Consider the following 23,069-nt stretch of genomic DNA (forward strand, 5'->3'; position numbering starts at 1 on the left):
ATGATTCAGTTTAGTTCGTTACGCGAAAGCTCCTGCGAGTTTCAACCTGCTTAAATGAATGTTTATAATAAGGGGATCAGCAAGAGTACTTTCACCATCACAGATTTGCTGGTACCATTCACTTTCACGGAACTGAGAACAAAAGATCGTTGAAGATTTTTTTCGTCGTTTATGTATCAGTTCAAAAAGATTCCTGGCTTCAGCTTCTGTCAGTTTAAGAAGCAGCCACTCATCAATGATCAGTACTATTGGCTTGGTGTATTTCTTCAGGACAGTCGAGAAAGTTCCATTGTCCCTGGCAGCCTGTAAGTCCAATAATAGATCAGGAAGTCGTACATACCGTACTGAGTAATAGTGCTTGCATGCTTCCATGCCAAAGGCACAGGCCATATAAGTTTTACCACTTCCGGTTACTCCAGTAATAAAGATGTTCCGGTATTCTGTAATGTATTCACAGGTTGCCAGACGGTTGATCAGTGCTTTGTTCAGCTTTCGTCCAGAATGGTAATCGATCGCTGCGATGCTGGCATCTGGCTGTTCAAACTCAGCCTGGCGGATCAGCCTTTTCAGACGATTGTTTTTACAGTTGCTATACTCGACATCAACAAGCATACCGAAGCGATCTTCGAATGGAACTTCCTTCATTGCAGGATCATCCATCTGGATGCGGAATGCATCTGCCATAGCAGTCAGACGCATTTCAATAAGTTTATCGATTGTACTTTGATTTGTCATGATTGTTTACCTCTACAGTATTTGGCTCCTCTGGTTATGCCGTGTGGTTTTTCTACTTGAGATGATTCTGATTCGGTATCAGGTGCATCCTTTGTTGCAACCAATAGATTTTTGATACTTTTATAGCTGGGTTTACCGGAATAAGAGAGCGCCTTAGCGCAGACCTGTTCCAGCTTTTCTGGCGAATATTTTTCTGCCAGTTTCAGTAATCCCATGCAGCTTCTGTAGGATTGCTGTTCAATCCTGCCGGAGGTAAGTATTGCATCGACAACCTTACTTGTGTTAATTCCAATCGAATCAGCCCACTTACGGAACCGGTCACCGTTCCATTCCAGATATTTCTGGTGTTCCTGCGGCATATGTTCTGTCACTGTAGAATACTGACTGCTTCTTCCATAGAGTCGTCTGTGAGAGGCAATACGATTGTGATTATAAAATATTTCAACCGTTGTATCTGTTATACGCACATCAACCTTATTTTTGATATACTGATAAGGCACGGAGTAGAACATTCTGTCTACTGCGATGTGATAGTTAAACTGGACGGTGGCTTGTTTCCACTCAGCCAGTTCAAAAGGTGTAGCAGGCAACGGAGCCAGTAATGGCATTTCTTCCCCAAGAAATAAACTGAGTCTGCTACATTCCTTTTTCTGGAATTTACGGGCGTTGTAGGCATCCAGTTTTTCACGGATTGAAGCATTCAATTCTGCAAGAGAGAAAAACTGTTCATTGCGAAGGGCTGCTGTTATCCATGTGGATATCTTTCCTACCGATCCCTCTACATTCGGTTTATCTTTGGGTTTTCGGACTCTGGCCGGAAGGATGGCAAGATTGTAATGTTCTGCCATCTCATGATAAGTTGTGTTTAAGGCAGTGTTGTACCAGTCACTCTTTTTATGATTCACTGCGGTTGTGCAGTTATCAGAAACGAGCATAGGTGTGACACCGCCAAAGAAATCAAACATCTGGATATGAGCTTTGATCCAGTTGTCAGTTTTCTCATTCATATATGCTTTTACAAAAGCATACTGACTGTAAGTTAATACACCTACAAATATCCATGCATCTGTTATTTCTCCGGTGTCCGGATCAATGATGTGAGCAGGGTCACCTGCCCAGTCAACTTCAATCTGTTCACCTGGTTTTCTAGGGATATGCATGGTAGCCCTGCGTTTTTCTTCATCCTTCTGGATGTAGTAGCAGAACTGAGAATACATTAGAGGCTCTTCGCTGCTCATGCGGCACTCCTCACAGTATTCTACCCAGAGAAGCTTTTTGTTTACGCCGTTCCGCAGAAGTTCTTTGCGGATGTAGTTAAAGTTTGGCATACGTTTATTCGTTGCCGACTTATCTTTAGGAAACATCAGCTCCTCTAGTGCACTGTCGGTCATGTCAAAATCCAGCGGCCATGAAAGATTGATTTCCGCTGCTTTTTTCAAAACCTTGGCGACTGTGTTTCTGGATACACCGCAACTCTGTGCGATGTTCCTCTCACTGAATCCTAAGCTTTTCAAGCGTAGGATTTCACGATACTTGGTCATAACTTACAACCTCCTTTATCTGTATTCACACCAAAGGTATGTCTTTACAGTATAAAGGAAATATATGTAATAGAGCCCAATAAGGTGGCTCTGAATTACCGGAATATATGGCTCTCATTCTCCGGACAGGTGGCTCTCAAAGTCTGGACAGGTGGCTCAGAGAGCCCCGGAATAATCACGGGTTTGACAATATCAGTTATTTTATTCATAAATTTAAAGAATATCAGGGAGTAACCCCTAAAAAATACAGAAGCAGAATCGAAGGATAACCTCTGTTCTGCTTCTTTCATTGTCGGATGAATACAAAGGCTCTTCCATTTTGCTTCCATCCTTCTTCTATATTCCCGACACTACTTTAATGCTAACTTCTCATGTTTTTCCTACTCAAACCAAAACATGCCATCGCATAATTAACGATCGGAGCCCCAGCATCTTCCTTTGGATGACCGTATTCTGCCTTCTCTACGTCGCCAGCCTCGCAGTTCTTATTCGTAGAATCATAGGAAATATAAATTTTCTCACGATGATTTCTTTTTTCATTCCAGTCATTAAGAAAAGCAATTCGTTCATCTTCTCCGATTTCAGACAGAAACCTCGAGATGATTGAATCACTGTATATCTTATGATTGGGTGTCAGCACTGGAGGATTGTATGCATAATCAGGATAATACTGGGCTGCGTTGTTCTCACTGATAATGGAATACGCTGCCAAATCCAGGAGCAGTACTTTTCCACGGTCGTCTCAGCTGCTCAAGTAGTCTTGAAGTTTATAATCATCAATGATCTTTTTAATTACAAGAAAAACTCCGACACGTGTCAATGGGGACGGTTATCCTTTTGGCATAGTCTCATCCCACGCAGTAAAGAGTTCCAACAAAAATTCTCGATATAATCTTCTTATTTCTTCTCTGGCTTCCACACTGCCATCAGTCTTTATTCTGCATAAGTAATTGATAACTCTGTCCGTCAGATTTCTTCTTAGAATTTCGTCTACACATTGTTCTGCTCTCCACGCTTTCATATTGCATTCATCCATGAACTCTCTGATCTGCTTCTGATAATCCCACGCAGGAACAACCGGATAATGACATTGTATGTACAACCACGGATTATATTCCTGACAATCATTCGATATTTCCTTAAATTCATCAAACGCCGGTATCCCGACACTAATTTCCTCTCGCTCATAATGTCTGGAATCTTCGATGATTTGCCAGAATCTTTTATATACTTCCCATTTTTCCTTCTTTCCGGCACGAACTCCTTGATTTTCTTTGTCAAAAACCTCCATGCAAATATCTAATCCCTGTCTGCTCTTTTCCAAAGCTGTTACTGCATACCTTTTTAACATCGGAATGCAGTCATATACCAGATTATTATTTTCTCCGGAAATGTTTACAGATTTTTCATCTATCAATTTCCCTGCAGAATCCGGTCTTACCATATCATATCGGAAGGTTCCGTAGATACTGTCCTTCACATACAGATTCCACACTTTTCTTTCCAAATTACTTACTTGAGGATCTTTCGGAATATCCAGCAGAAGATAAAGGTATGGCTGATCCAATTCCAGCGACATCAATGGGTTGCTTCTATAACTTCCCCGATATATCCATTCTCTGAAGGAGATTGCTGAGCCAGGAAATAATACAGATTCCAAGACCGGAATAGCTGTATTCCCTCTTCCATTCACTCTTTCATCGATCCCTCTGTAAGTGATCAACATCCGCAACACTTCTTCCGGCACATATTTCGTCTTTCTCCACTGTGACATATTTGGAAAACGTCGGTCAAATTCCTGTTTTATCCTGTCATGCCACATCTCCTCCCTATCATTCATCCGTCTGGACTTTAACACATACTGAATTATCATCTGTGCCCATATACCACAATAATGTCTCAGTATATCCAACATTTGATTATCAAAATATGAACGCATAAAAGAATACCTTGATACTTTCCAATCACCTTTCCATTTTTTCAACAGATAATCCAGAAAGTCAAATGCTTTTATCTCCAGTTTTGGCAATATTTCAAATGAATCCACATTTGTTTCTTCTGCCACAGATTTCTGCAGCTTCTGAATATCCTTTTTCAAAACTTCATCCACAAAGTTCAGACTCATCAGATACGTTACAACTCTGACTTCCAATGATTTTACCTGTCTTGAATCGATTGCAGGAAAAATCATCTTTTTCTTCTTACACATTTCCTGCCATACTTTATTCTCACTGATTGCGCCCGCATCATATTCTTCTGCCAGCTCTTTTATTCCGGCACGGTATGCACTAACCACATCATCCTGATGTTGATCTATCATAAATCGCAGATAACACTCTTTTGCATATGAGACAGCATCCACAACAGACTGCTCAATCTGTCTTTTGGCTTCGTAAGTAAGTTTCATCCTTGACGCATCGATCACAGCGCTTCCCTCCCCGGAGAGAATATCCATATAAGCAATCTCGAAAAAATTTCCCGTTATATCAATATTGTCTTCTATATGCATTCCCATAAAAGAAAGCACATTATATTGTCTACACAACTGATAAGATAACGTTTCACTTCTATTTTCCCCATATTGAGGAATCTTAAAGTGAATCAGATACCGCATCTTCTTATCATAAATCACAATATATCGATAATTATATCCAAAGCAATATTCAAATCGATTATCAGCATCTACATTTCCTCTCAGATTCTCTCCTTCATAATATGTAAGCTCATTACACCAGGTGGATGCTGTCAGCTCCGGAAGCATGTACTCCATATCATTAAAATAAATCGGCACGATCGGAGTTATACAGTATTGATTAATGCGGTTTATCATAAGCTTTTCATATTCGCCACCGTACTCCTTCAGATAAGAACTTTCCATTTCCCCAAAGCACTGCTCCTTCTGCGCCTGATTCAGATGAAATGAAAAAAATATCTTCGTACCTCTTGAACGAGGTTCTTCTGCTTTCTGGCAAAATGCATAGCCGCTTTTTTTACCGGAATATAACAGCATCTCATTTGTCTGCTCCTCGCAATCGGATTTGGTATAAATCTTCATCTCATCCGTAACTGTGAATACCGTATGGAGTCCAATTCCAAATGCTCCGGTCGGTTTTAACCATTCCGGCATTGTTTCAAATTCTTTTTTATATTTTTTTCGATTCTTCCAGCTGTTCCCTGTTTTTAAAATATGTTCCTGAAATTCTTCTACACTGATTCCGACACCTGCATCCTCGATTGCAAAATCAACACAATCCGACTCTTCGTGATATCTGGCACTGATTCTGACTGCATGCCTTTCAAAAATCCCCGGAAACATTCTTGCCACCTGAAATGGCGACAGCTCATATTTTCCCTCCGGGACTTTCTCTTTTATCTCACGCCAGATCTGAATCTTTGACGCATCAATTGCATTCTGGATCAGTTCCCTAAGAAAAATCAATCCCTCATTCTGATAAATGCTGATATTTTCAATCAAAGAATAGGCTTTTTCCTGTGAAAAAGAAAAGCGTAGATTTTCATTACCCGATGAGATTTTTTCACCGTTTAATAATATCGTATATTCTATCTCCGGGATTTTACGACTCCAATGCTTTGGAAAAATTTTATTTACATTTAATTTGGCAGCATTGATCTCGCTTTCCATCCAGTTTTTCCAGTTCACATGTTCACGGATTGTCTGCTGATATACTTTCATCCATCTGCGCTGGAATTGTTCTTTATTATCTATCGCGTCATCTTTCATCCAGTCAGATGCACATTCTTCCCGAATCGCCTTCTTATTAATATCTGCGATCACCCGAATCTTATCTATAGATATATATAACGTTTCCACCGAACAATGTTTGAAATAATGTGCCAGATTCTCATCCTGCAATGTCCCGAACGTTGCAATCCCGATTCTATTAAACCTGTCATTATCCAGATCACACAAATCTCCCATCCGAAGCAGCCATGCAATAAGTCTGGGATGGAATTCCTCCCCTGCGAAAGTATCTACCATCACCAATCCTGACAGCATTTCTTCGAAACTTCCCGTATGTGCCATTGCAATCTTGTTGATCACTTTGATGATACGTCCCGGCAGAAAAGAATCCTCGACCCTCAAAAGCTCTCCAATCTGATTTGCTTCGTCTGTTAACGTCTGAATCCTTCTGCCATGCTGAGGTCTGAAATATTCCATCAACACAATCGTAATTGCCTGCTTTATATTCAGCGGCCAGGTAAGCTCATCCTCTTTTCCAGTTGCTTCCAGTAACAATTTAGCTGCTTTTCCTACCGTCGTATCATCTGTCTGATATTCATACAAAAGCTGTTGGAATTCCTTTGTCGCCCATATCTTCCTGACTTCCCGGTCTGTATACAGCATCCCGATATCATGCATATAAGAACACATCAATATCAGAAATGTATCTATCCCAGACAGCTTTTTTATGCGTTCTTTTCCAAGAATATTCTCAATCGCAGATACAATGTTCGCCGAATGCCAGGTATCGTGTGTACTATAAGTCGGATAAGTTGTAACTACAGATGACAAATATCTTGTCAGTTTTCTTTTCTGCAGATCATATACACTTTCCAGGCTGTGATTCGTGTCATGATGTTTGCTTGTCCGATGAAGATGTTCCTCTAATGTATATTTCTTTTTCATATCCTCTTTCTGCTCCCATTTTTACCTTTGTTCATATTTTATAATTGCATATATTGTTTTCAGGTACTCTTTCAATCCCTGTTTCCAGTTCACATACTGTTGAATTTCTGCTTTGTATGCACATTCTGCATTTATTGTAATCGCATTCCATACCTTTTTCGCATTTTCAATTTCTGTCTTTGCGGTCAATTCTTTTCTCTTTTGGTCCAGCCATTCTGTCGTTTCCTTCGATCTTTCTTTCGGCTCTATAGATGAGCTTTTTAAAGTAATGAAATATTTCCCGCATGGAGGTGCTTTATGGCAGTCTTGAAAGCTTTTTTCACTTTCTTCTAACGTCAACGGTTTTGTCTCAAGATATATAAACGGCGGATATAAAATCTCATCTTCCTGAGGGAAACCACTTTTATCTCCCAATACATCATTCACATTGATATGTTCAACTGTATCTTCTGCTTCAAATTCCATCAAAACTAATCCATCTTTTTTCTGAAAATATTGATTACTATCTAACCTTAGCGAAGTTGACAAAAACGAATCATTGATTCCATACTTCATACACTCATATGTATGTCTCCGGTCATCGCGTCGTGTATGTATTGTATTCCCTTTCGATGTATGCAATGTATATTTACACATCGCAGAGTATAACCAGCAATATACATTCAATAATTCATCCATATCCTCCAAGATACGCTCGTCCATATAACGTCTTTCAATAGCTAATCTCGACTTTTCATTTTCGATTCCAGGGAACAGCAATACATTTATCGTCTCGTATGCATTTCCAATACTGTAAAAATTAGTCAATTCTGTATCCAGCATCTTTAAATCTATATTTTGTATTGCCCCCTGATAATACAAAAGACTGCGAAACTCCTCATCTGTAATAAACGGATATCGATTCATTTTTTATTCTCACCTCTCGTTCATTCTGATAAATGGAATTCATCAAATACATGTGATCCATCCGTAAATAAATACGTAATATCAGGTTTCATCTTTTTATAGCTATCCGGTATTTTCTTCACAATTTCATCTCTTGGCATCACGCCCGGACAGATGATATATTTTTCAATTGCTCCCAAAAACAGAATACTCCATCCTTCTTTTACCCCTTGCACATACTCAGGGTCACTCTCTGCCAATTCATCCAGCCGCTCCTGCTCCATTTCATTCAATTTTCTTGGTCCAATATAAGCATATAATGCATAACTAATCTTCTTTTCTCTGGTCAACTCTCCATGATTTGTCATCTCAAATAACCAGTATTGTTTTTGGATACTTTCAAATTCTCCCACGTAACAATTTCTTTTTCTGAGATGATTCTGACTTTTTGAACTGATACCATACCTCGGGTGAATAAGCACCGGATCAAGATTGGCAATTCCCTGCATCCCATTCGTTACCTCACTGATAGTTTTGCATCGTTTTGTAACTTCGCTTACAGAATATTCATCGACAAGGCTGTCATATAATTTTGTACTTACTATCGGCCACAATCTGCTGACCAGATCATATTCCTTATATACACCTTCCCACTCATCTGCTCCTATCGCCACAGACACCAGTGAAAGATTCTCATGCCTGTATGCATGTTTTATATCCGGAAATTCCTGATATTCTCCGCCCCTGATTTCAACAGTCAGATCATTGACTTTTATTTTTTCTGCATACATACTCCTGCCAAGAATTACCTGCCTTGTTATTTCCTGATATTCCATAAAATTCGTTTCGCTCAAAACGATTGTATCTTTTGAAAAAATATCATTCATATTGTACGAATGATTCTCCAGGAATTTCTTATCAAATGTCAGTTTTATATTTTGTGAAGCACATAACCTTTTTAGCAGACATCCTGACAAAGTAGGAAATTCTCTAATTACAATATTCAGTATCACAGCCCCTTCCGGATCGTCCCCTGTAATGTTCTCCTTTTGTACATGTCCTGTAATCGTGTCCAGAATTTCTCCAACGAATGCATCTCGCAGATTCTTCAATTCTTCTTTTATCTTCGGCATCTCTACACAAGAATTCCGGTCGACCGATAAAACAGGTCTTTTGTTTCCTACGTAGTTGAGCATACTGTGCATTACAATATCTTCTCCCAATACATCTTCAATCTCAGAACAGTTCCTCATTGATGTTTCAACCAATACACCGTCTACAAATATACTGCTTTCTTTATTTCCCAGAAAATCACCAAAATCAAATAGTCTTACATTATATTCACCAATTCCCCTTTTTGGCAAAGTAATATGTGAATACAATTCAACATTCTCACTTACTGCTTTTATTACATAGTCATCCATCAGATTTCTCTTCTCAATTGCCAGCTTATATGGATTCTCTCCACCACCCAAATAGTGCCTTTCCTTCCACAACTGTTCTACATCTTCATCATGGATTTCATCATAATTTCTCTGATCAAAGATCGTATTGCTATAATAAAGCTCATGGCATTTTCCCTCTTCATCACAGACCCGAACCGGAATATCTGCGCATTTTATGCCTATATGCTGACTTAGTATATATAAGAGGTTCCCGTCTATAAGACTTCTCTCACCTACATAATTTTTTATTTCACTTCTTGAAGTCATCAGTGCTAATGGTAATTTGGGAATATATTTTGCATTTATATTATCACAGTATTCTGATTTTAAATATAACTTAATAAGAGTCCCGTGTTCACCGATCTGTTCCTTCTCCAGCCTATTTGGTTTTATATAATAAAAATGTTCATTCGCACCTTCCAGCACAAAGCTTAATGCCTTATTATCTTCATAATGAATTGTTGTAATTCCAATCTTGTCCGCCAGCATATATCCGGATAAAAGTCCAATGCCAAACTGTGAAGTCGGATTTACATCATATCCCCAATCTGTATTTTTCTTTGCGAACTCCTTCGATCTGTAGTAAGAATTTCCTATATGGAGCAAATAGTTTCTGATTATATATTTATTCATGCCAGTGCCATGATCCAGACAGTAGATATATTTTTCCGTTTTTCCCTGAATCTCTTCCACACCAACACCAAATTGTATCGTAAGATTCTCTGTCTTTCCTAGCTTCCTGTTATATGCTTTCATGCACTTCGAAGCATCCAGTGCATTCTGATAAATTTCTCTTATACACAGAAACTTGTCCTTATACAGCTGAATTCCCATTAACAATTCCAATATCTTAGACTGGTTCAGAACAAATTTCATATTCTTATCCGGCACAAATCTGTCCCTGTCATATTTTATCTGCGTCCTGTCCACTTTATCTATATTCAGATAATATCTTTCCAGTTCTCGATTCTGTATCAACTCCCATCTATTCTTCAAGATATAATAATTGTCTATTTCATTATCTATCCCATCCAGATAATCCTGAATAAAATAATACATCTCCGGCTCTCTGCAATATGCCTGATATCTAATACTGACTTTACTGTTTTCATTATGAACTGTGTACTGTAATTCCTGAAATTTTGCATTCCAGTGCTTATAGCTTTCTGCATCCGAAATCTGTTTTTCTGCATATAACGACATCGGAGCTCTCTCAGAATCGAAATGAATCACATCACCTAATCTTAACAATATAGCCAGGAACTGTATATTTGCATTTTCATCAGACCAATCTTTTCTTGCTATCGGTAATTCAAATATTTTTTCCAGCTTTTCTCCGTGACATCTGCAGACGGCTGCCAGATCTTCTACAAAACTCTCTGCATAGAAGCCTCCTATTGCATCTGCAATCTTCCCTTTCAATGCATATACGTTATCAACTACTCTTATATGATGTGTCTGCCGTATAAATTCGCTACGTATAAATTTACTTTTGTTCATATATTTTGAAACGGAATCTTTGCATCCGTCCAGCTCCTCTGTATATCCATTACGAAATTCCTCATAGCTGCACATAAGCTCTGCCAGCGATTCTATCAAAGCTTCTTCTGTCGGTTTCATGCATACATATTGTCTGGCCTTTTCATAATCAAACAATTTATCCTTGTTATTCTGCACCATATCCAATGCTTCCGAAAATGTATGCACCCGTTTGTAATCATTGCAAATCTTAAAGCTTAATGTACTGTCATTATATTCTTCTGTTCCCTCAACTGCTCTGAGTAATGTATATTCCCAGTTCGGCATTGCCATTGCCGAATCATGCAGGTATGCGGACATATATAACAAGATCAATTCATAAAAAGACATCTTTTCTATTGTTGTCGGGTCCAGAATATTTTCCATGATCTCAAGAACTTTCTCGCTATGTTCCTGATCGTGTGTGTCGTATTCCTGCATCTGTGCTATAATCTGTTTATTATGTGCATTGATGTTATCTATTATTTTTTGACAGATATTCCACAAATTCGCAGACTTTTCATCTTTTTGTTCTTCAATTAAAGTTATAATTCTTTCTTTTATCTTCATTTACGCGCCCTCAATTTGACACCTGTATCTTAACTATTTTTATTATACGGCAGCTCCTATGGTTATACAAGGGAGAAAAGTATATTTATTCATCTACAGAACTTGCCACTGGCAGCTTCTTCGTAAACGCAAAATAGCGAGTACCTTGACATTTTTAGGCGGCTGCTTTGCAGCCACTATAATGGTACACCTGCAAAACTCCAATCGCCATCGCAAGGTCATAATGAGAACCTCTTTTCTTCTTATCTCCCGGCGCAAGACTTATGATCACTCTTTTCTTAGGAAATACATATCCACTTTCATCAATTACAGATTGGATCCTGTCCCCGGCTTCTTTTACTACAACATCACCCATCCCGATAATCGAAATCATCGGCTGTCCATCTAACATCTTTGTTTCAATATCCACATTATATCCTTCAATCCCCTGGATTGCAAAACGCTTTACCACGGTAGCCATATTTCATCTTCTCCCATCTTTTTTCTGATTTCCTGTTCGTGAACCATATACTTATGCCCAACATCTTCAACGAATTCCTTATAACGCGTCACATTGTGATTTTGAAAATAAGCCAAAGTCCTGTAACTTGATGTGATTTGATCATCTTGCATCCCTATAATTGTCTTATAACTGCTCCATCGATACTCTTCCGGATGCACTGCCATCTTCGCTTTCACAGGATTCAAATGGATATATCTGCTTGTCTGCAGAAAATAATCGTCTTTTGTAACATCTATTTAAACAGCCCTTGACATAACTTTTTTTGAATACCTCCGAAAAGTTTTATTTTAGCTCCTGATTTAGAAATAATATAATCCGCCGTTATAGGAATTTGTCTCCACGACAATTTATGTTCTGGATATTCTTCAACAAATTTGATTGCTTCCTCCTGACTTGCTCCATAAACGATTCCTTCCATACATGCCCAAATTGCAGCAGAAGTACACATTGGACATGGCTCCAAAGTTGTAAAAAGATAGCACTTTTTTAATTTACGTCTTTTTAAAATTTTCGATGCCTTTCGTATTGCTGCTATCTCCGGATGATTTGTCGGATCTAATTCTTTTCTTAATGAACTTCGTGAAGAAGAAATAATTTTTCCCCTGTCATCGGTAATAATTGCTCCAATAGGATACTGATCATCGTCCATATTTTGTCTTGCTATTCTAATACATTCCAACATTACTTTATTCATCATTTTTTCTGTCACTATACCAATCTCCTAATCAACTGGTCAGAATCTCCGCTTCCCGACTCCAAATATATAGATCCATCTGGTTCAAGAATATAATATTCTTTCTCATACATATCATTGTAATGTATCGTTATCTGTCCCTTATATTTTTCTCCCAGGTATCTTACCTTTTCAAGATTTTGCCGAAGCATAAAAACAGTAGCATGATTTTCTTCTATAAATTCTCGTCCTCTTTCACGCGGAATCAACGTCTGAATCGTAACTTTGTCTACACCAATTTTTATAGCTTCCACAACCACCTGTTCCACCATATGAACATTCTCATTCATTAAAACCATATGTATTGTTACCGGAATATTATATGACACTAATTTTACAATATTATTATAAGTTCTCTGATATGCCCCTTCCGTCTGGGTTATAAAATCATGAAATGATTCGTCTCCATGTAAACTTGTAACAACACGAATCGGATATTTTATAAGTTCTGGTATTATTTTATCTACATCATACAGATTACTATATACAATGGTATCCATTCCAAGATTTACACTATATCTCACAATTTCCATAAACCCTGGATGTCGCGTAGGTTCTCCACCTCCTAATCTGGCTCTTCTTACTCCGTTATTTTTTAACAGGCAGAGACATTGCTTAACAACATCTGTACTTAACATTAACGTATTTTCACTACATGCAAGACAAAATTTACACGAAAGATCACATTTGCGATTTAACCGAATACACACATTATGCGGCATTTTCCATACATTTTTTCTTGGTTCTGAGTATAAATCCGTATATCGGGCAGGTGTAAAAATATATCGGGCAAATGTCCTTCGTTCATTCTTATTATGCTCTTTTTTTTCGGCTTCCCGCTCCATTTGTTCAAGAGTCATCCATTTATAATGTACCCCATCAATTTCAAACTCATTATTTTTTAGTAATTCCGGGAAGCTATCAATATATACTACATAATAAGTATTATAATAAGCACGCACAGTATTCCAGTCTTGAGATATTTTAGGTTGGTAAATCGATGCCTTTTGATATAAATGTATTACGTCCCTAGGTATTTTTAACGCTGCTCCAATTGCATTTTTCAAACTTTCTTCATCTCTCTCTGCCGCAGTGGGAAAAGAAAGAAACATATATTCATTCCATTTTCCTTCAAAATACTTCGTAAGTATACGATTTGATTTATATCCCATAAAGCTATCTTTGATTGCAATCAAAGAATAACGATGTGCTGAAACATCTAATTTCACTATTTCCCGATATAATTTTTCAGCATTAAATTTTGTTTTCAAGGCTATGATAACCTGAGCCAAGCCATAAATGATCTGTCCAATCGCAAAACACCAAGATACAATATTTAATATATTATTATTAATTTTTCCCGAAACAATGGTATACACAAATGCCAACCCACTCGCTATAATGAGACTTCCCTCTGCGCAATTAAAACCAATATGATTTTTATGTTCCAATAATTTATTATGAAGGCTTTCTTCATTTATTTCTAACACTAGATCCCCCTCTCCTTCCATTGTTATTATACGATAAAAGATGAATTATTCCAACATTTCATTCAACCGGTTCCATTCACCTTTTCATTTTCATTAAATATTCTTGTGCCGCACCGTAATATCCAACCAGTTTATATGTCTATGTAACAAAATACCACCAGGGACACAAAAAAAGCCACTATTCCCGTCCCCAACGGACACCCAATGGGCAAATGTTATTACAATTAACAGCATCTATCTCCACACAAAATTATTTCCACCTCTCCACAACTTATCTCTTGCCATTTCCCCGCATATGTACTATACTTTATATGTTTTACAAATGCCACAAGCATTACAATAACGTTATTTTAATTAACATTCGCACAATTTAAATGCATAAATAACAATTCAACCAAACAAAAGAAAGGACCGTACCACATGAAAAAATTATCCACCTCTCTCCTTGCCAATCTGGTAGCAACGAAGAGAAAAGAATTGAAACTTACCCAGCAGGATCTGGCTGATGCCACAGGCATCAACCGCGCCCAGATCTCACGTCTGGAAAAGGAGGATTACCTCCCGTCCATTCCACAGCTGGAACAACTCGGTGAAACACTCGGATTCGAGCCGGATGAAGTATTCGTTGACAACAGCAGCAACAAGCTTCCATCACCATCACCGCTGAATATCGCAGTAGCCGGAACCGGATATGTCGGACTTTCTATTGCCACTCTGCTTGCACAGCACAATCATGTCACTGCAGTGGACATCGTTCCTGAAAAAGTAGAGATGATCAATAATAAGAAATCACCGATTCAGGATGATTATATTGAAAAATATCTAGCTGAAAAGGAACTGGATCTGACTGCTACATTAGACGGCGAAGCAGCTTATAAAAATGCAGATTATGTAGTTATCGCTGCACCGACAAACTATGACAGCAAGAAGAACTACTTTGATACTTCTGCCGTAGAAGCCGTTATCGAGCTTGTATTAAAAGTGAATCCGGAAGCCATTATGGTCATCAAGTCTACGATCCCGGTTGGCTATACAGAGTCTGTCCGTAAAAAATACAATACGTCAAACATCATCTTCAGCCCTGAATTCTTAAGAGAATCCAAGGCATTGTACGACAACTTGTATCCAAGTCGTATCATCGTATCTACAGACAAATCCGATGAACGACTGGTAAATGCTTCCCGCACATTTGCGGCACTTCTCCAGGAGGGTGCTCTTAAGAACCAGATTGATACATTATTCATGGGATTCACCGAAGCCGAAGCAGTAAAGCTTTTCGCAAATACTTACCTTGCGCTGCGTGTGTCTTACTTCAACGAATTGGATACCTATGCAGAAATGAAAGAGCTGAACACTCAGGAGATCATCAACGGCGTATGCCTGGATCCTCGTATCGGAACACATTATAATAACCCTTCATTTGGATACGGCGGATACTGCCTGCCGAAAGATACCAAGCAGCTTCTGGCAAACTACAATGATGTGCCTCAGAATATGATGTCTGCGATTGTGGAAAGTAACCGTACAAGGAAAGATTTTATTGCGGACCGTGTACTCAGCCTTGCCGGTTATTATGATTATAATAATCATGGGGATTACTCCGCTGATCAGGAAAAAGAATGCGTCATCGGCGTTTACCGCCTTACCATGAAGAGCAACTCTGATAACTTCCGTCAGAGCAGCATCCAGGGAGTCATGAAACGAATTAAAGCCAAAGGCGCCACTGTCATTGTATACGAACCAACTCTTGAAGACGGCACAACCTTCTTTGGCAGCAAAGTTGTAAATGATTTGAATAAATTCAAAGAAATGTCACAGGCTATCATTGCCAATCGTTATAACTCATCCCTTGATGATGTGAAAGATAAAGTATATACTCGCGATTTATTCCAGAGAGATTAATTCTTTTTCAAAAAAGCGGCGGCACATCCTTTCGCCAGGATCTGTCGCCGCTTTTTGTCCTTCATGATGACATTTGCAAGCTATCATATTTTTCCGCTCTGTTATGTATTTAAAGGAGGATGCTATAATACACAAACTTTTAATTCTTATTGACAAAATCCCCATTTTTGTCTAATGAAACCGGCATGCTATCTATTGTATCCATTTTTTCAATTTCCATATAAGCATACTCATTAAAATGCTCAATCTTCTCTTGCCATCCATTATGAAGATTCATAACATGTTGCGCACCTTTTTCAGTGAATGCAACTGAATAATAGCATTCCTTAATTTTTTCTTTTCCCAACACATTTTTCTCATATGAAATAACTGCATCGCTGCCACTTCCAAGAATTGTCATTGTATCTTCTCCAAAATCTCGAAATCTTCCTATCCAGTAAGAATAATGAATATAGGAATAATACATTCTTATTCCAGGATGCGGATGATCATATTCATCAATACTTTTATCAAAATAATCCGCAAATTTTCTTCCTGTTTTTTCTGCAAATGTTCGGAAACAAAGATAATTTGCTATAAACATCTTATCAAAATTTGCAAGATTTACCCTTATATCCTCCTGCCATTGCTGCAAAAACAATACCGCTTGTATTGTTACCGCAAAAGAATCCGCATCATATTCTTTTAACTGTGTAGTCCAATTCTTTGCCTTTCGGTCTTTATCATTAGCTACATCTGACATTCTAAACATCTCATCAATACTTTTTTCACCTTTTTGTTCTCTAAGATGTCCATGCGCTATATGTCCATACTCATGCGCTATGGTAAAATTGAGCATGTAAAAATATATATTATCCATAAAAGTTGGTCGATTTTCTTCACTAATTTTAAAAACCGAAGTCAAATTATCTTGACTAACAAAATCTTCAACTTCATTCCAAAACGCTGTTAATAGTCCCACAGATAACGCTATATAATTTTCTCCGTTTTCATAATGACACAATGCATTAGCTCTTGTATCATTATATACCCATAGAGAGATCTTCATTTCATCATATTTTTCCGGCGAAACCCATGTAGGCAAGCCTTGTCGAAGTAATTCCAATGCTGTATTTGCTTTTTGAGATACCAGATAAAAGTCTTCGACAAATTCGTATAATTCAATTGTAGAATTGGAACAAGTAATTATCGCTTTCTTCATATAGTCAATTTCCCTTATAAAATTATAATGATTTGATATTGTTAATGTGCAAGAATGTATTGTTTATGATCTCTTAAATTGTCCGATTCTTGATCACACAAATTGTCCAGAAACAGCTCAGTTTTGTGTCCACAATACATCCCCTATGCCACCCCGGAATACATAAAAACATTCCATAAATAATCTGTGCTAAAATGAGCCACCTGTCCGGTGCAGATGAGCCCCCATTCCGATCACGATGAGCCACTTGCTTTATAATAGAATAATACACCAAGGGACACACAAAAAGCCATCATTCCCCGTCCCCACTGGACTTCTACTCCACCGTCACACTCTTAGCCAAGTTCCTAGGCTTATCCACATCAAGTCCCTTAGCCACAGACACATAATATCCCATCAACTGCAGCGGAATCACCGCAAGCGAAGTTGCAAAATGCTCATCCGTCTCAGGAATATACACCGTGAAATCAGCACTCTCCTCAATATTATAATTACCGACTGTCGTAAGTCCCATCAGATAAGCTCCACGGCTCTTACACTCAACCATATTGCTGACAGTCTTCTCAAATAACGCCGACTGCGTTAATACACCAATAACCCGTGTTCCGTCTTCGATCAGTGAAACCGTTCCGTGCTTTAACTCACCGGCCACGTATGCCTCCGAATGAATATAGCTAATTTCCTTCATCTTCAGGCTGCCTTCCATACAGATTGCATAATCGATTCCACGGCCTACGAAGAAGACATCCTTCGCATTCATCTGCTTGGATGCAAACCACTGGAGCCGCTCTTTATCTTCCAGAATACGACAGATCTTATCCGGAAGTGACTGCATCTCCTTAATATATCCATATACTGTTCATCTGAGATTTGTCCACAAATCTTTGCAAATTGTACAGCCAGCATATACATCACAATCAGCTGTGTACTATACGCTTTCGTTGTCGCAACCGAGATCTCCAGTCCGGCTAATGTATAGAATACATTGTCTGCTTCACACGCAATAGACGAACCTACTACATTCACAATTCCAAGCATCTTGTAAAATTTTAATGGTGTCAGGCACCCTTTACCACACCCTTTACTACATACATAGTCTCCAACTGTTTATAAAGTTTCCTAAAATTTTAATAGTGTCAAGCACCTTTTAGCTTTCGCACTATTCCTTTACTTCTTTCCAAATAAATTTGTTAGACAAATTATACTTTTTTACTAATTTATTATTAGTAATAATCATTGTCTCATGAAATTTCTCCATCCCCTTTGCTTCTTCCAATTTTTTCAATTCTTTCATAAAAGAATTATAAAAAATTGATGGATTAACTTCTTCACCAGTCAAATCATATTTAATACATGACGCTATCAAAGGCATAGAATGAAAATAATTTCTACAAGATGCAAAATCTATTCTTCTAGTTTGTATTTTCAATTGTATATCATTATACGAATCAAAAAAAAGAGAAACCAATTCAGCAGAACCATACGCCGCTATCTTACTTTTTATTTTCTCCAATTCTTCCATATGTTTTTTCACACACCCTGAATATTCTTTAAAGTTCTTAGCTTGATCATTTGCATCAGCAACTAAATAAAAAGCAGCCTTGCTAGCATATTCAGATAGTGATATATACTTACTCATCAAATCATCAGCCAACTCTAACCGATTAGAAAACCTCTGTTCCAAAAGAGTAGATTTGATTTGATAAAATCCAAACCACATACCAAAAAATATACTTAACATACTTATAACGGATGTCCCAATCTCTATCTTTTCCTTTAAACTCACTATTTTTCACCTTTCACCTTTCACTATTCTTGTACCTTATTTCACTAGTATACCTGTCTCAATTAACTTTTGATTATTTCAAACATTAATGTATTCTATGCTAATTAAAAATATCCTATTTATCACCAATGCTAAACAGACTCAAATAAATAGGATATTTTTATTATATTGAATTTACTTTTATGCGATATGCTTTTTTATTACCTTAGATATTTAACTCTATACCTATTTATCTCACCTTTAATCATTTCACAGCTTACAATAACGTAATTAAACTAATTCTTTTAATTTTCCCAACAAAATTTTATCTTTTCCAATTTATTTAATCACAAATTCTTTTAATTTAATGAGAAATAGTTTCTGATTTTAAATTATTATTTGTTTTTTCATACATCTTTCACCTCCTTTTTCTATTTTGCTTTAAATTCTTTTATAATTTAGCAATCCGTTTTAAAATCTCAATTAATAACTTTTGGTACGACAAGTGCTTTTTTGAATAATTATTCAGCAAATATTTCAGGGTTTCTTCTGGTATTTCCAATCCATCACTATAATTTTTCAAAATTTTATCTGAAGGATTTTTTTCTCCTTTTTCAATTTCTGTAATATATGATTTTGATATTTTTGTCTTTTGTGACAATTCCGAAATCGAAAGATCATAAGATATTCTTAATAACCGTAAAACTTCACCTATATTATTCTTTACATTTGTTCGTTCCATTCTTCGTATCCTCCTTTCTAATTTATTTAATATAAACGCTCATTATTCAAATGGATTCCTTTGCCAGCCACATATTCATAATAGCTGGCAAAGACATTTAACGTTTTCATCTTTTTGTCAACATGAAATACACAATTTTTACAATTAACAAAATAATTCTGTCTACTAACGGATGTTTTTCCACCCATTGCAAAAAAACTGCTAACTTCATCCAGACCTTCAGAAAAAAACGCTTCTGTTTTGAGCGTATTTTCATCTTTTTTCTCCTTTCTTTAATTCGCTTTAGCGATTTTTTTTCGCTATATTAGTTTTACAATATCACGTCTCTATATGAAAGTCAAGCGAATTTTTTTCGCCAATCTATTCATTTAATATTCTTGGCAGAAAACATAATAACTCATAATTTGAATTAAAATCGTCCACAATAGCATTTTCAAACTCAAACAAATCACCTGAATATCCTTATGTAACAGAACAGTCTGTCCAGACAGAATGAACCACTTTAATGAGCGTGTTACTCTCGTAGTAATTTACCCCGGCCGTACACCTCACGCATAGACCTGTCATGCTCAGCGTCAATGTTTGTTATGTTGATCTGATAACTATCCTGTGCAATATGGTCAGTAATTACATCAACCAGAGGACTTACTTTTTCTCCAAGCCAATCGTACCATTCGTTAAATACATACTGTGAACAAAGATATTTGATAATTTCTTACTTCTCCGATGAGGAATTTGAATATGTCTTTCTTTTCTGTCTCTATCGGTTTAAGAAGCACTAAGGATGTAAGATAAAGGATTCCACCACCGGAATGGTGGTTTCCTCAAAAACGGATTTACGTTTTCTGAATCCAGACAGCAAGGACACGGAGCCCAGATTATTCAACCGAAATTCATCATCCGCCCAGTGTATGGATTTCACTATTCTGTTTTATTAGAAACCGTCATGCATTTAAAAGGTAAGCGCTTAAATTTTAGGCATGGATACTAAAAATCCCCGGTCACATTTCTGCAACCGGAGCACCTTGACAATCAGCGCAATTCACATATGATTGATTATTGATTTGAGTCGTTTGCACGACGTTCGATTTCAGCTTTGACTTCTTCGTTCCATGGGGCAAGCCTATCTAACTCTTCATCGCTCATCCTATCATTCGGGAGCTTTTCCAGAAGATAGGTTAGATAGTGATAGACGTTTACTCCATTTGCTTTCGCCATTTCTACCATTGTATAGACGATAGCACTGGCCTGGGCGCCGTTTGGAGTATCACAGAACAGCCAGTTTTTCCGGCCTACTGTAAACGGACGAATAGCGTTTTCACTGAGATTATTAGAAAAACTGCAGCGACCATCTTCCAAATAGGTCATAAGATAGGATCGGCGATTCCGAATATAGGTAACTGCCTTATCCATCCTTGATCCACAGACTGGATTCTGTTTATCAAGCCACGACAAAAAGCCTTCTACTATCGGCTTTTCTTTCTCAAGACGAGCTTTCTTGATAGCATCGAAGGATGAGTACTTCGCTTTGATCACATCTTCCAAATGGAAAAGCTGGTTGATATACATCATGCCCTGAACAGACGGCTGTGTATAATCCAGCTGCTTCCCTTTTGGAATCGCATCTGTAAGATATCTGCGGATGTGTGCCCAACAGGCTGTACGCTTGGCATCAGGCACTTTGTTGTAACCACTGTAGCCATCACACATCAGATATCCTTTGAATCCCGCAAGGAATTCTACTGCGTTATTCCCGGCACGGGTTTCTGAATATTTATAAAGGATGATTGGTAATCCTCCGTCTTCCCCGCTACGGAATAACCACATGTAAGATTTGGTCTGTGCACGCCTGCCGGATTCGTGTAATACCTGGAGTGGTGTTTCATCTGCCATTGCGAATTCCCTTTTTAAGAGTTGCCTGTGGAAGTAATCATACATCGGGGTGAAATAATCCAATGTATTACGGATTACCCAGTTTGCCATCGTTGTTCTTGTAATAGCAACACCGTACTGTGCCCAGTCTTTTTCCTGCCTGGTATAAGGAAGACTGTTACAAAACTTCTGATACATGACCCAGGCGACAGCATCTGCCGCAGCCATACCGTGAAGCATATGTGCATGACCGTCTTTTTCCTTTTTGATAACAGTAACGTCATCTTTATTACATTCCGGGCAAATATAATTTAAGCTGTATATTTCGATCACTTTTAACTTTGCTGGTACGAAGGAAAGTTTGCGGCGCACGAATTCTTCACTGATTTTTACCAGAGGAACGTTACAAACAGGGCAGACCTTTTCTGCGTCCGGAAGATCCAGATATTCTTTGACTACTGGAATCCCTTTGAACCGTTCTGCGTTAGTTGCACAGGATTTCCGCTTTTTTTGTCTCTTTCTCTGGCAAAAGATTTTCCAATGCTTCTGGTTCCGCAACAGTTAGATCCTGTTCCAGTTCAGCTTCATTAAATAAATTCAACTGCCCCGGAACATCCATAGAAGGTTTTTCACTGGAAGAACCGAAAAGCTTTTTGCGAAGCAGATCCACTTCTTCCTTTAGATTATCCCGTTCCTGAGTAAGAGCCTCTTCCCGTTTGTTAGCGGTATCTACAGTTGTCTGAAGTGTTTTTTGTCATTTTTTTTAGATCGTTGATCATGTCTTTCAACTCACGGAGTTGAAGATCTTTAGAACTGTCTGCCACTGCGTTTTCCTCCCGGTTTTTGATACTTCTATTATACCAGAAATCATGGAAAACTCCTAGGAAAACAGGACGATAAGAGGCTTGAAAAACGCTAAATTTTCAAGGAAATCCAGAGCTTTTATGTGCATTTTCTTGCCGTTGTTAGAGCCCGCTTGAAACAACCAATGTAAGACCAACAGAATCAACCAATCTGAGATCGACAGAAAAAGCCAATTACTGTCCAATAGAAATGACCATAACAAGTAGGCTTCAGCAGAACATTTTCTTGTTCTGCTTGATTACTTTATACAACAGGCTGAAACTGTGTCAATGGGGCATATTTGCCGGCGTAGCCCTTGCCATTGATTCAGATTGAAGGCTGTGGTAAGCAAATGATATGCTAGTTTCATCAGATATAATTTTATGAATGGTTATTTCCAGTGATCTCCAATTGGCTGTTTCTTCCGGACTCTGAATGGTTAATTTCTCCGGGCTCTAACACCAATAAGCCGTTAATAAACTCTCTTCTTTCTGGTGTCATTTTTCTTCTTCTTGCCATAAAAATATCCTCCTGAATTAATATTTATTTTAACATCAATCCAAGAGGATACATATCACGTATTTAGTTTACACAGAATTATGGACCTGTTGACAAACTACTTATATTCGCGATTTCTCACTTGTGAATTTAATCAAATATTCAAAAAATGACTGGTT

General features: G+C 37.8%; 16 protein-coding genes and 2 pseudogenes. 1 reads left to right on the forward strand and 17 read right to left on the reverse strand.

All coding sequences use genetic code 11. The annotated features are described in order from the left end of the window. Positions 1-18: 18 nt before the first annotated feature. The 11 genes from GT508_RS12950 to GT508_RS14965 all read right to left on the reverse strand — a co-directional run bounded on the left by GT508_RS12950 (position 19) and on the right by GT508_RS14965 (position 14,067). A complete protein-coding gene (locus GT508_RS12950) occupies positions 19-735 on the reverse strand; it encodes an ATP-binding protein (protein WP_161144401.1) in 717 nt (238 codons plus the stop codon). Continuing rightward, positions 732-2,276: an IS21 family transposase gene (gene istA, locus GT508_RS12955; RefSeq protein ID WP_161144402.1), complete on the reverse strand. Its 1,545-nt coding sequence runs from the start codon at positions 2,274-2,276 to the stop codon at positions 732-734. The genes GT508_RS12950 and istA overlap by 4 nt, the downstream gene beginning before the upstream one ends. Positions 2,277-2,371: 95 nt before the next feature. Then, the gene (locus GT508_RS12960) at positions 2,372-2,605 is read right to left on the reverse strand and encodes a hypothetical protein (RefSeq protein WP_161144403.1); all 234 of its coding nucleotides are present in this window, start codon (positions 2,603-2,605) and stop codon (positions 2,372-2,374) included. A 32-nt stretch (positions 2,606-2,637) separates the two neighbouring features. Continuing rightward, positions 2,638-2,988 (reverse strand): hypothetical protein, encoded by a 351-nt coding sequence (locus GT508_RS12965; RefSeq protein WP_192934828.1) that lies wholly within the window; start codon positions 2,986-2,988, stop codon positions 2,638-2,640. A gap of 117 nt (positions 2,989-3,105) precedes the next feature. After that, entirely contained in the window at positions 3,106-6,924 is a 3,819-nt protein-coding gene (locus GT508_RS12970; RefSeq protein WP_161144404.1) for an HD domain-containing protein, read from the reverse strand. A gap of 21 nt (positions 6,925-6,945) precedes the next feature. Further along, a complete protein-coding gene (locus GT508_RS12975) occupies positions 6,946-7,830 on the reverse strand; it encodes a hypothetical protein (RefSeq protein ID WP_161144405.1) in 885 nt (294 codons plus the stop codon). Between the two features lie 20 nt (positions 7,831-7,850). Continuing rightward, positions 7,851-11,342: an HD domain-containing protein gene (locus tag GT508_RS12980; protein ID WP_161144406.1), complete on the reverse strand. Its 3,492-nt coding sequence runs from the start codon at positions 11,340-11,342 to the stop codon at positions 7,851-7,853. 154 nt (positions 11,343-11,496) lie between these two features. After that, positions 11,497-11,802 (reverse strand): magnesium chelatase domain-containing protein, encoded by a 306-nt coding sequence (locus GT508_RS12985; protein WP_161144407.1) that lies wholly within the window; start codon positions 11,800-11,802, stop codon positions 11,497-11,499. Further along, on the reverse strand, positions 11,787-12,029 hold the full coding sequence (locus GT508_RS12990) for a hypothetical protein (RefSeq protein WP_161144408.1): 243 nt from the start codon (positions 12,027-12,029) through the stop codon (positions 11,787-11,789). Before GT508_RS12990 ends, GT508_RS12985 begins: the two co-directional genes overlap by 16 nt. Positions 12,030-12,076: 47 nt before the next feature. After that, on the reverse strand, positions 12,077-12,553 hold the full coding sequence (locus GT508_RS12995; RefSeq protein WP_117715760.1) for a nucleoside deaminase: 477 nt from the start codon (positions 12,551-12,553) through the stop codon (positions 12,077-12,079). After that, positions 12,553-14,067, reverse strand: coding sequence for a radical SAM protein (locus tag GT508_RS14965; protein ID WP_161144409.1), 1,515 nt, complete (start codon positions 14,065-14,067; stop codon positions 12,553-12,555). The genes GT508_RS12995 and GT508_RS14965 overlap by 1 nt, the downstream gene beginning before the upstream one ends. A 420-nt stretch (positions 14,068-14,487) precedes the next feature. Here GT508_RS14965 and GT508_RS13005 point away from each other — a divergent pair, with 420 nt between their 5' ends. Further along, on the forward strand, positions 14,488-15,969 hold the full coding sequence (locus tag GT508_RS13005; protein ID WP_161144410.1) for a nucleotide sugar dehydrogenase: 1,482 nt from the start codon (positions 14,488-14,490) through the stop codon (positions 15,967-15,969). A 139-nt stretch (positions 15,970-16,108) separates the two neighbouring features. Here GT508_RS13005 and GT508_RS13010 read toward each other — a convergent pair whose 3' ends face one another. The 6 genes and pseudogenes from GT508_RS13010 to GT508_RS13040 all read right to left on the reverse strand — a co-directional run bounded on the left by GT508_RS13010 (position 16,109) and on the right by GT508_RS13040 (position 22,911). Then, on the reverse strand, positions 16,109-17,170 hold the full coding sequence (locus tag GT508_RS13010; protein WP_161144411.1) for a hypothetical protein: 1,062 nt from the start codon (positions 17,168-17,170) through the stop codon (positions 16,109-16,111). Between the two features lie 316 nt (positions 17,171-17,486). After that, positions 17,487-18,211, reverse strand: a pseudogene (locus GT508_RS13015) (SIS domain-containing protein); the annotation flags it as partial. Positions 18,212-18,329: 118 nt separating this feature from the next. After that, positions 18,330-18,956 carry a hypothetical protein gene (locus GT508_RS13020; RefSeq protein ID WP_161144412.1) on the reverse strand — a complete coding sequence of 209 codons (627 nt, stop codon included), beginning with the start codon at positions 18,954-18,956 and terminating at the stop codon, positions 18,330-18,332. 430 nt (positions 18,957-19,386) lie between these two features. Then, positions 19,387-19,677 carry a helix-turn-helix domain-containing protein gene (locus GT508_RS13025; RefSeq protein ID WP_161144413.1) on the reverse strand — a complete coding sequence of 97 codons (291 nt, stop codon included), beginning with the start codon at positions 19,675-19,677 and terminating at the stop codon, positions 19,387-19,389. Between the two features lie 1,056 nt (positions 19,678-20,733). Then, positions 20,734-22,373: pseudogene (gene tnpC, locus GT508_RS13035) on the reverse strand (IS66 family transposase). A gap of 400 nt (positions 22,374-22,773) precedes the next feature. Then, positions 22,774-22,911: a hypothetical protein gene (locus GT508_RS13040; protein ID WP_161144414.1), complete on the reverse strand. Its 138-nt coding sequence runs from the start codon at positions 22,909-22,911 to the stop codon at positions 22,774-22,776. Between the last annotated feature and the right edge of the window lie 158 nt (positions 22,912-23,069).

Origin of the sequence: Dorea sp. BIOML-A1 (genome assembly GCF_009875615.1) — a bacterium.
In the GTDB taxonomy this organism is placed as follows: Bacteria; Bacillota; Clostridia; order Lachnospirales; family Lachnospiraceae; genus Dorea_A; species Dorea_A amylophila.

Coding starts and splice junctions, on each gene's coding strand:
- GT508_RS12950 (WP_161144401.1), bottom strand. CDS start 735: ATGACAAATCAAAGTACAATCGATAAACTTATTGAAATGCGTCTGACT.
- istA (WP_161144402.1), bottom strand. CDS start 2,276: ATGACCAAGTATCGTGAAATCCTACGCTTGAAAAGCTTAGGATTCAGT.
- GT508_RS12960 (WP_161144403.1), bottom strand. CDS start 2,605: ATGGAAGCAAAATGGAAGAGCCTTTGTATTCATCCGACAATGAAAGAA.
- GT508_RS12970 (WP_161144404.1), bottom strand. CDS start 6,924: ATGAAAAAGAAATATACATTAGAGGAACATCTTCATCGGACAAGCAAA.
- GT508_RS12975 (WP_161144405.1), bottom strand. CDS start 7,830: ATGAATCGATATCCGTTTATTACAGATGAGGAGTTTCGCAGTCTTTTG.
- GT508_RS12980 (WP_161144406.1), bottom strand. CDS start 11,342: ATGAAGATAAAAGAAAGAATTATAACTTTAATTGAAGAACAAAAAGAT.
- GT508_RS12985 (WP_161144407.1), bottom strand. CDS start 11,802: ATGGCTACCGTGGTAAAGCGTTTTGCAATCCAGGGGATTGAAGGATAT.
- GT508_RS13005 (WP_161144410.1), top strand. CDS start 14,488: ATGAAAAAATTATCCACCTCTCTCCTTGCCAATCTGGTAGCAACGAAG.
- GT508_RS13010 (WP_161144411.1), bottom strand. CDS start 17,170: ATGAAGAAAGCGATAATTACTTGTTCCAATTCTACAATTGAATTATAC.
- GT508_RS13025 (WP_161144413.1), bottom strand. CDS start 19,677: ATGGAACGAACAAATGTAAAGAATAATATAGGTGAAGTTTTACGGTTA.
- GT508_RS13040 (WP_161144414.1), bottom strand. CDS start 22,911: ATGGCAAGAAGAAGAAAAATGACACCAGAAAGAAGAGAGTTTATTAAC.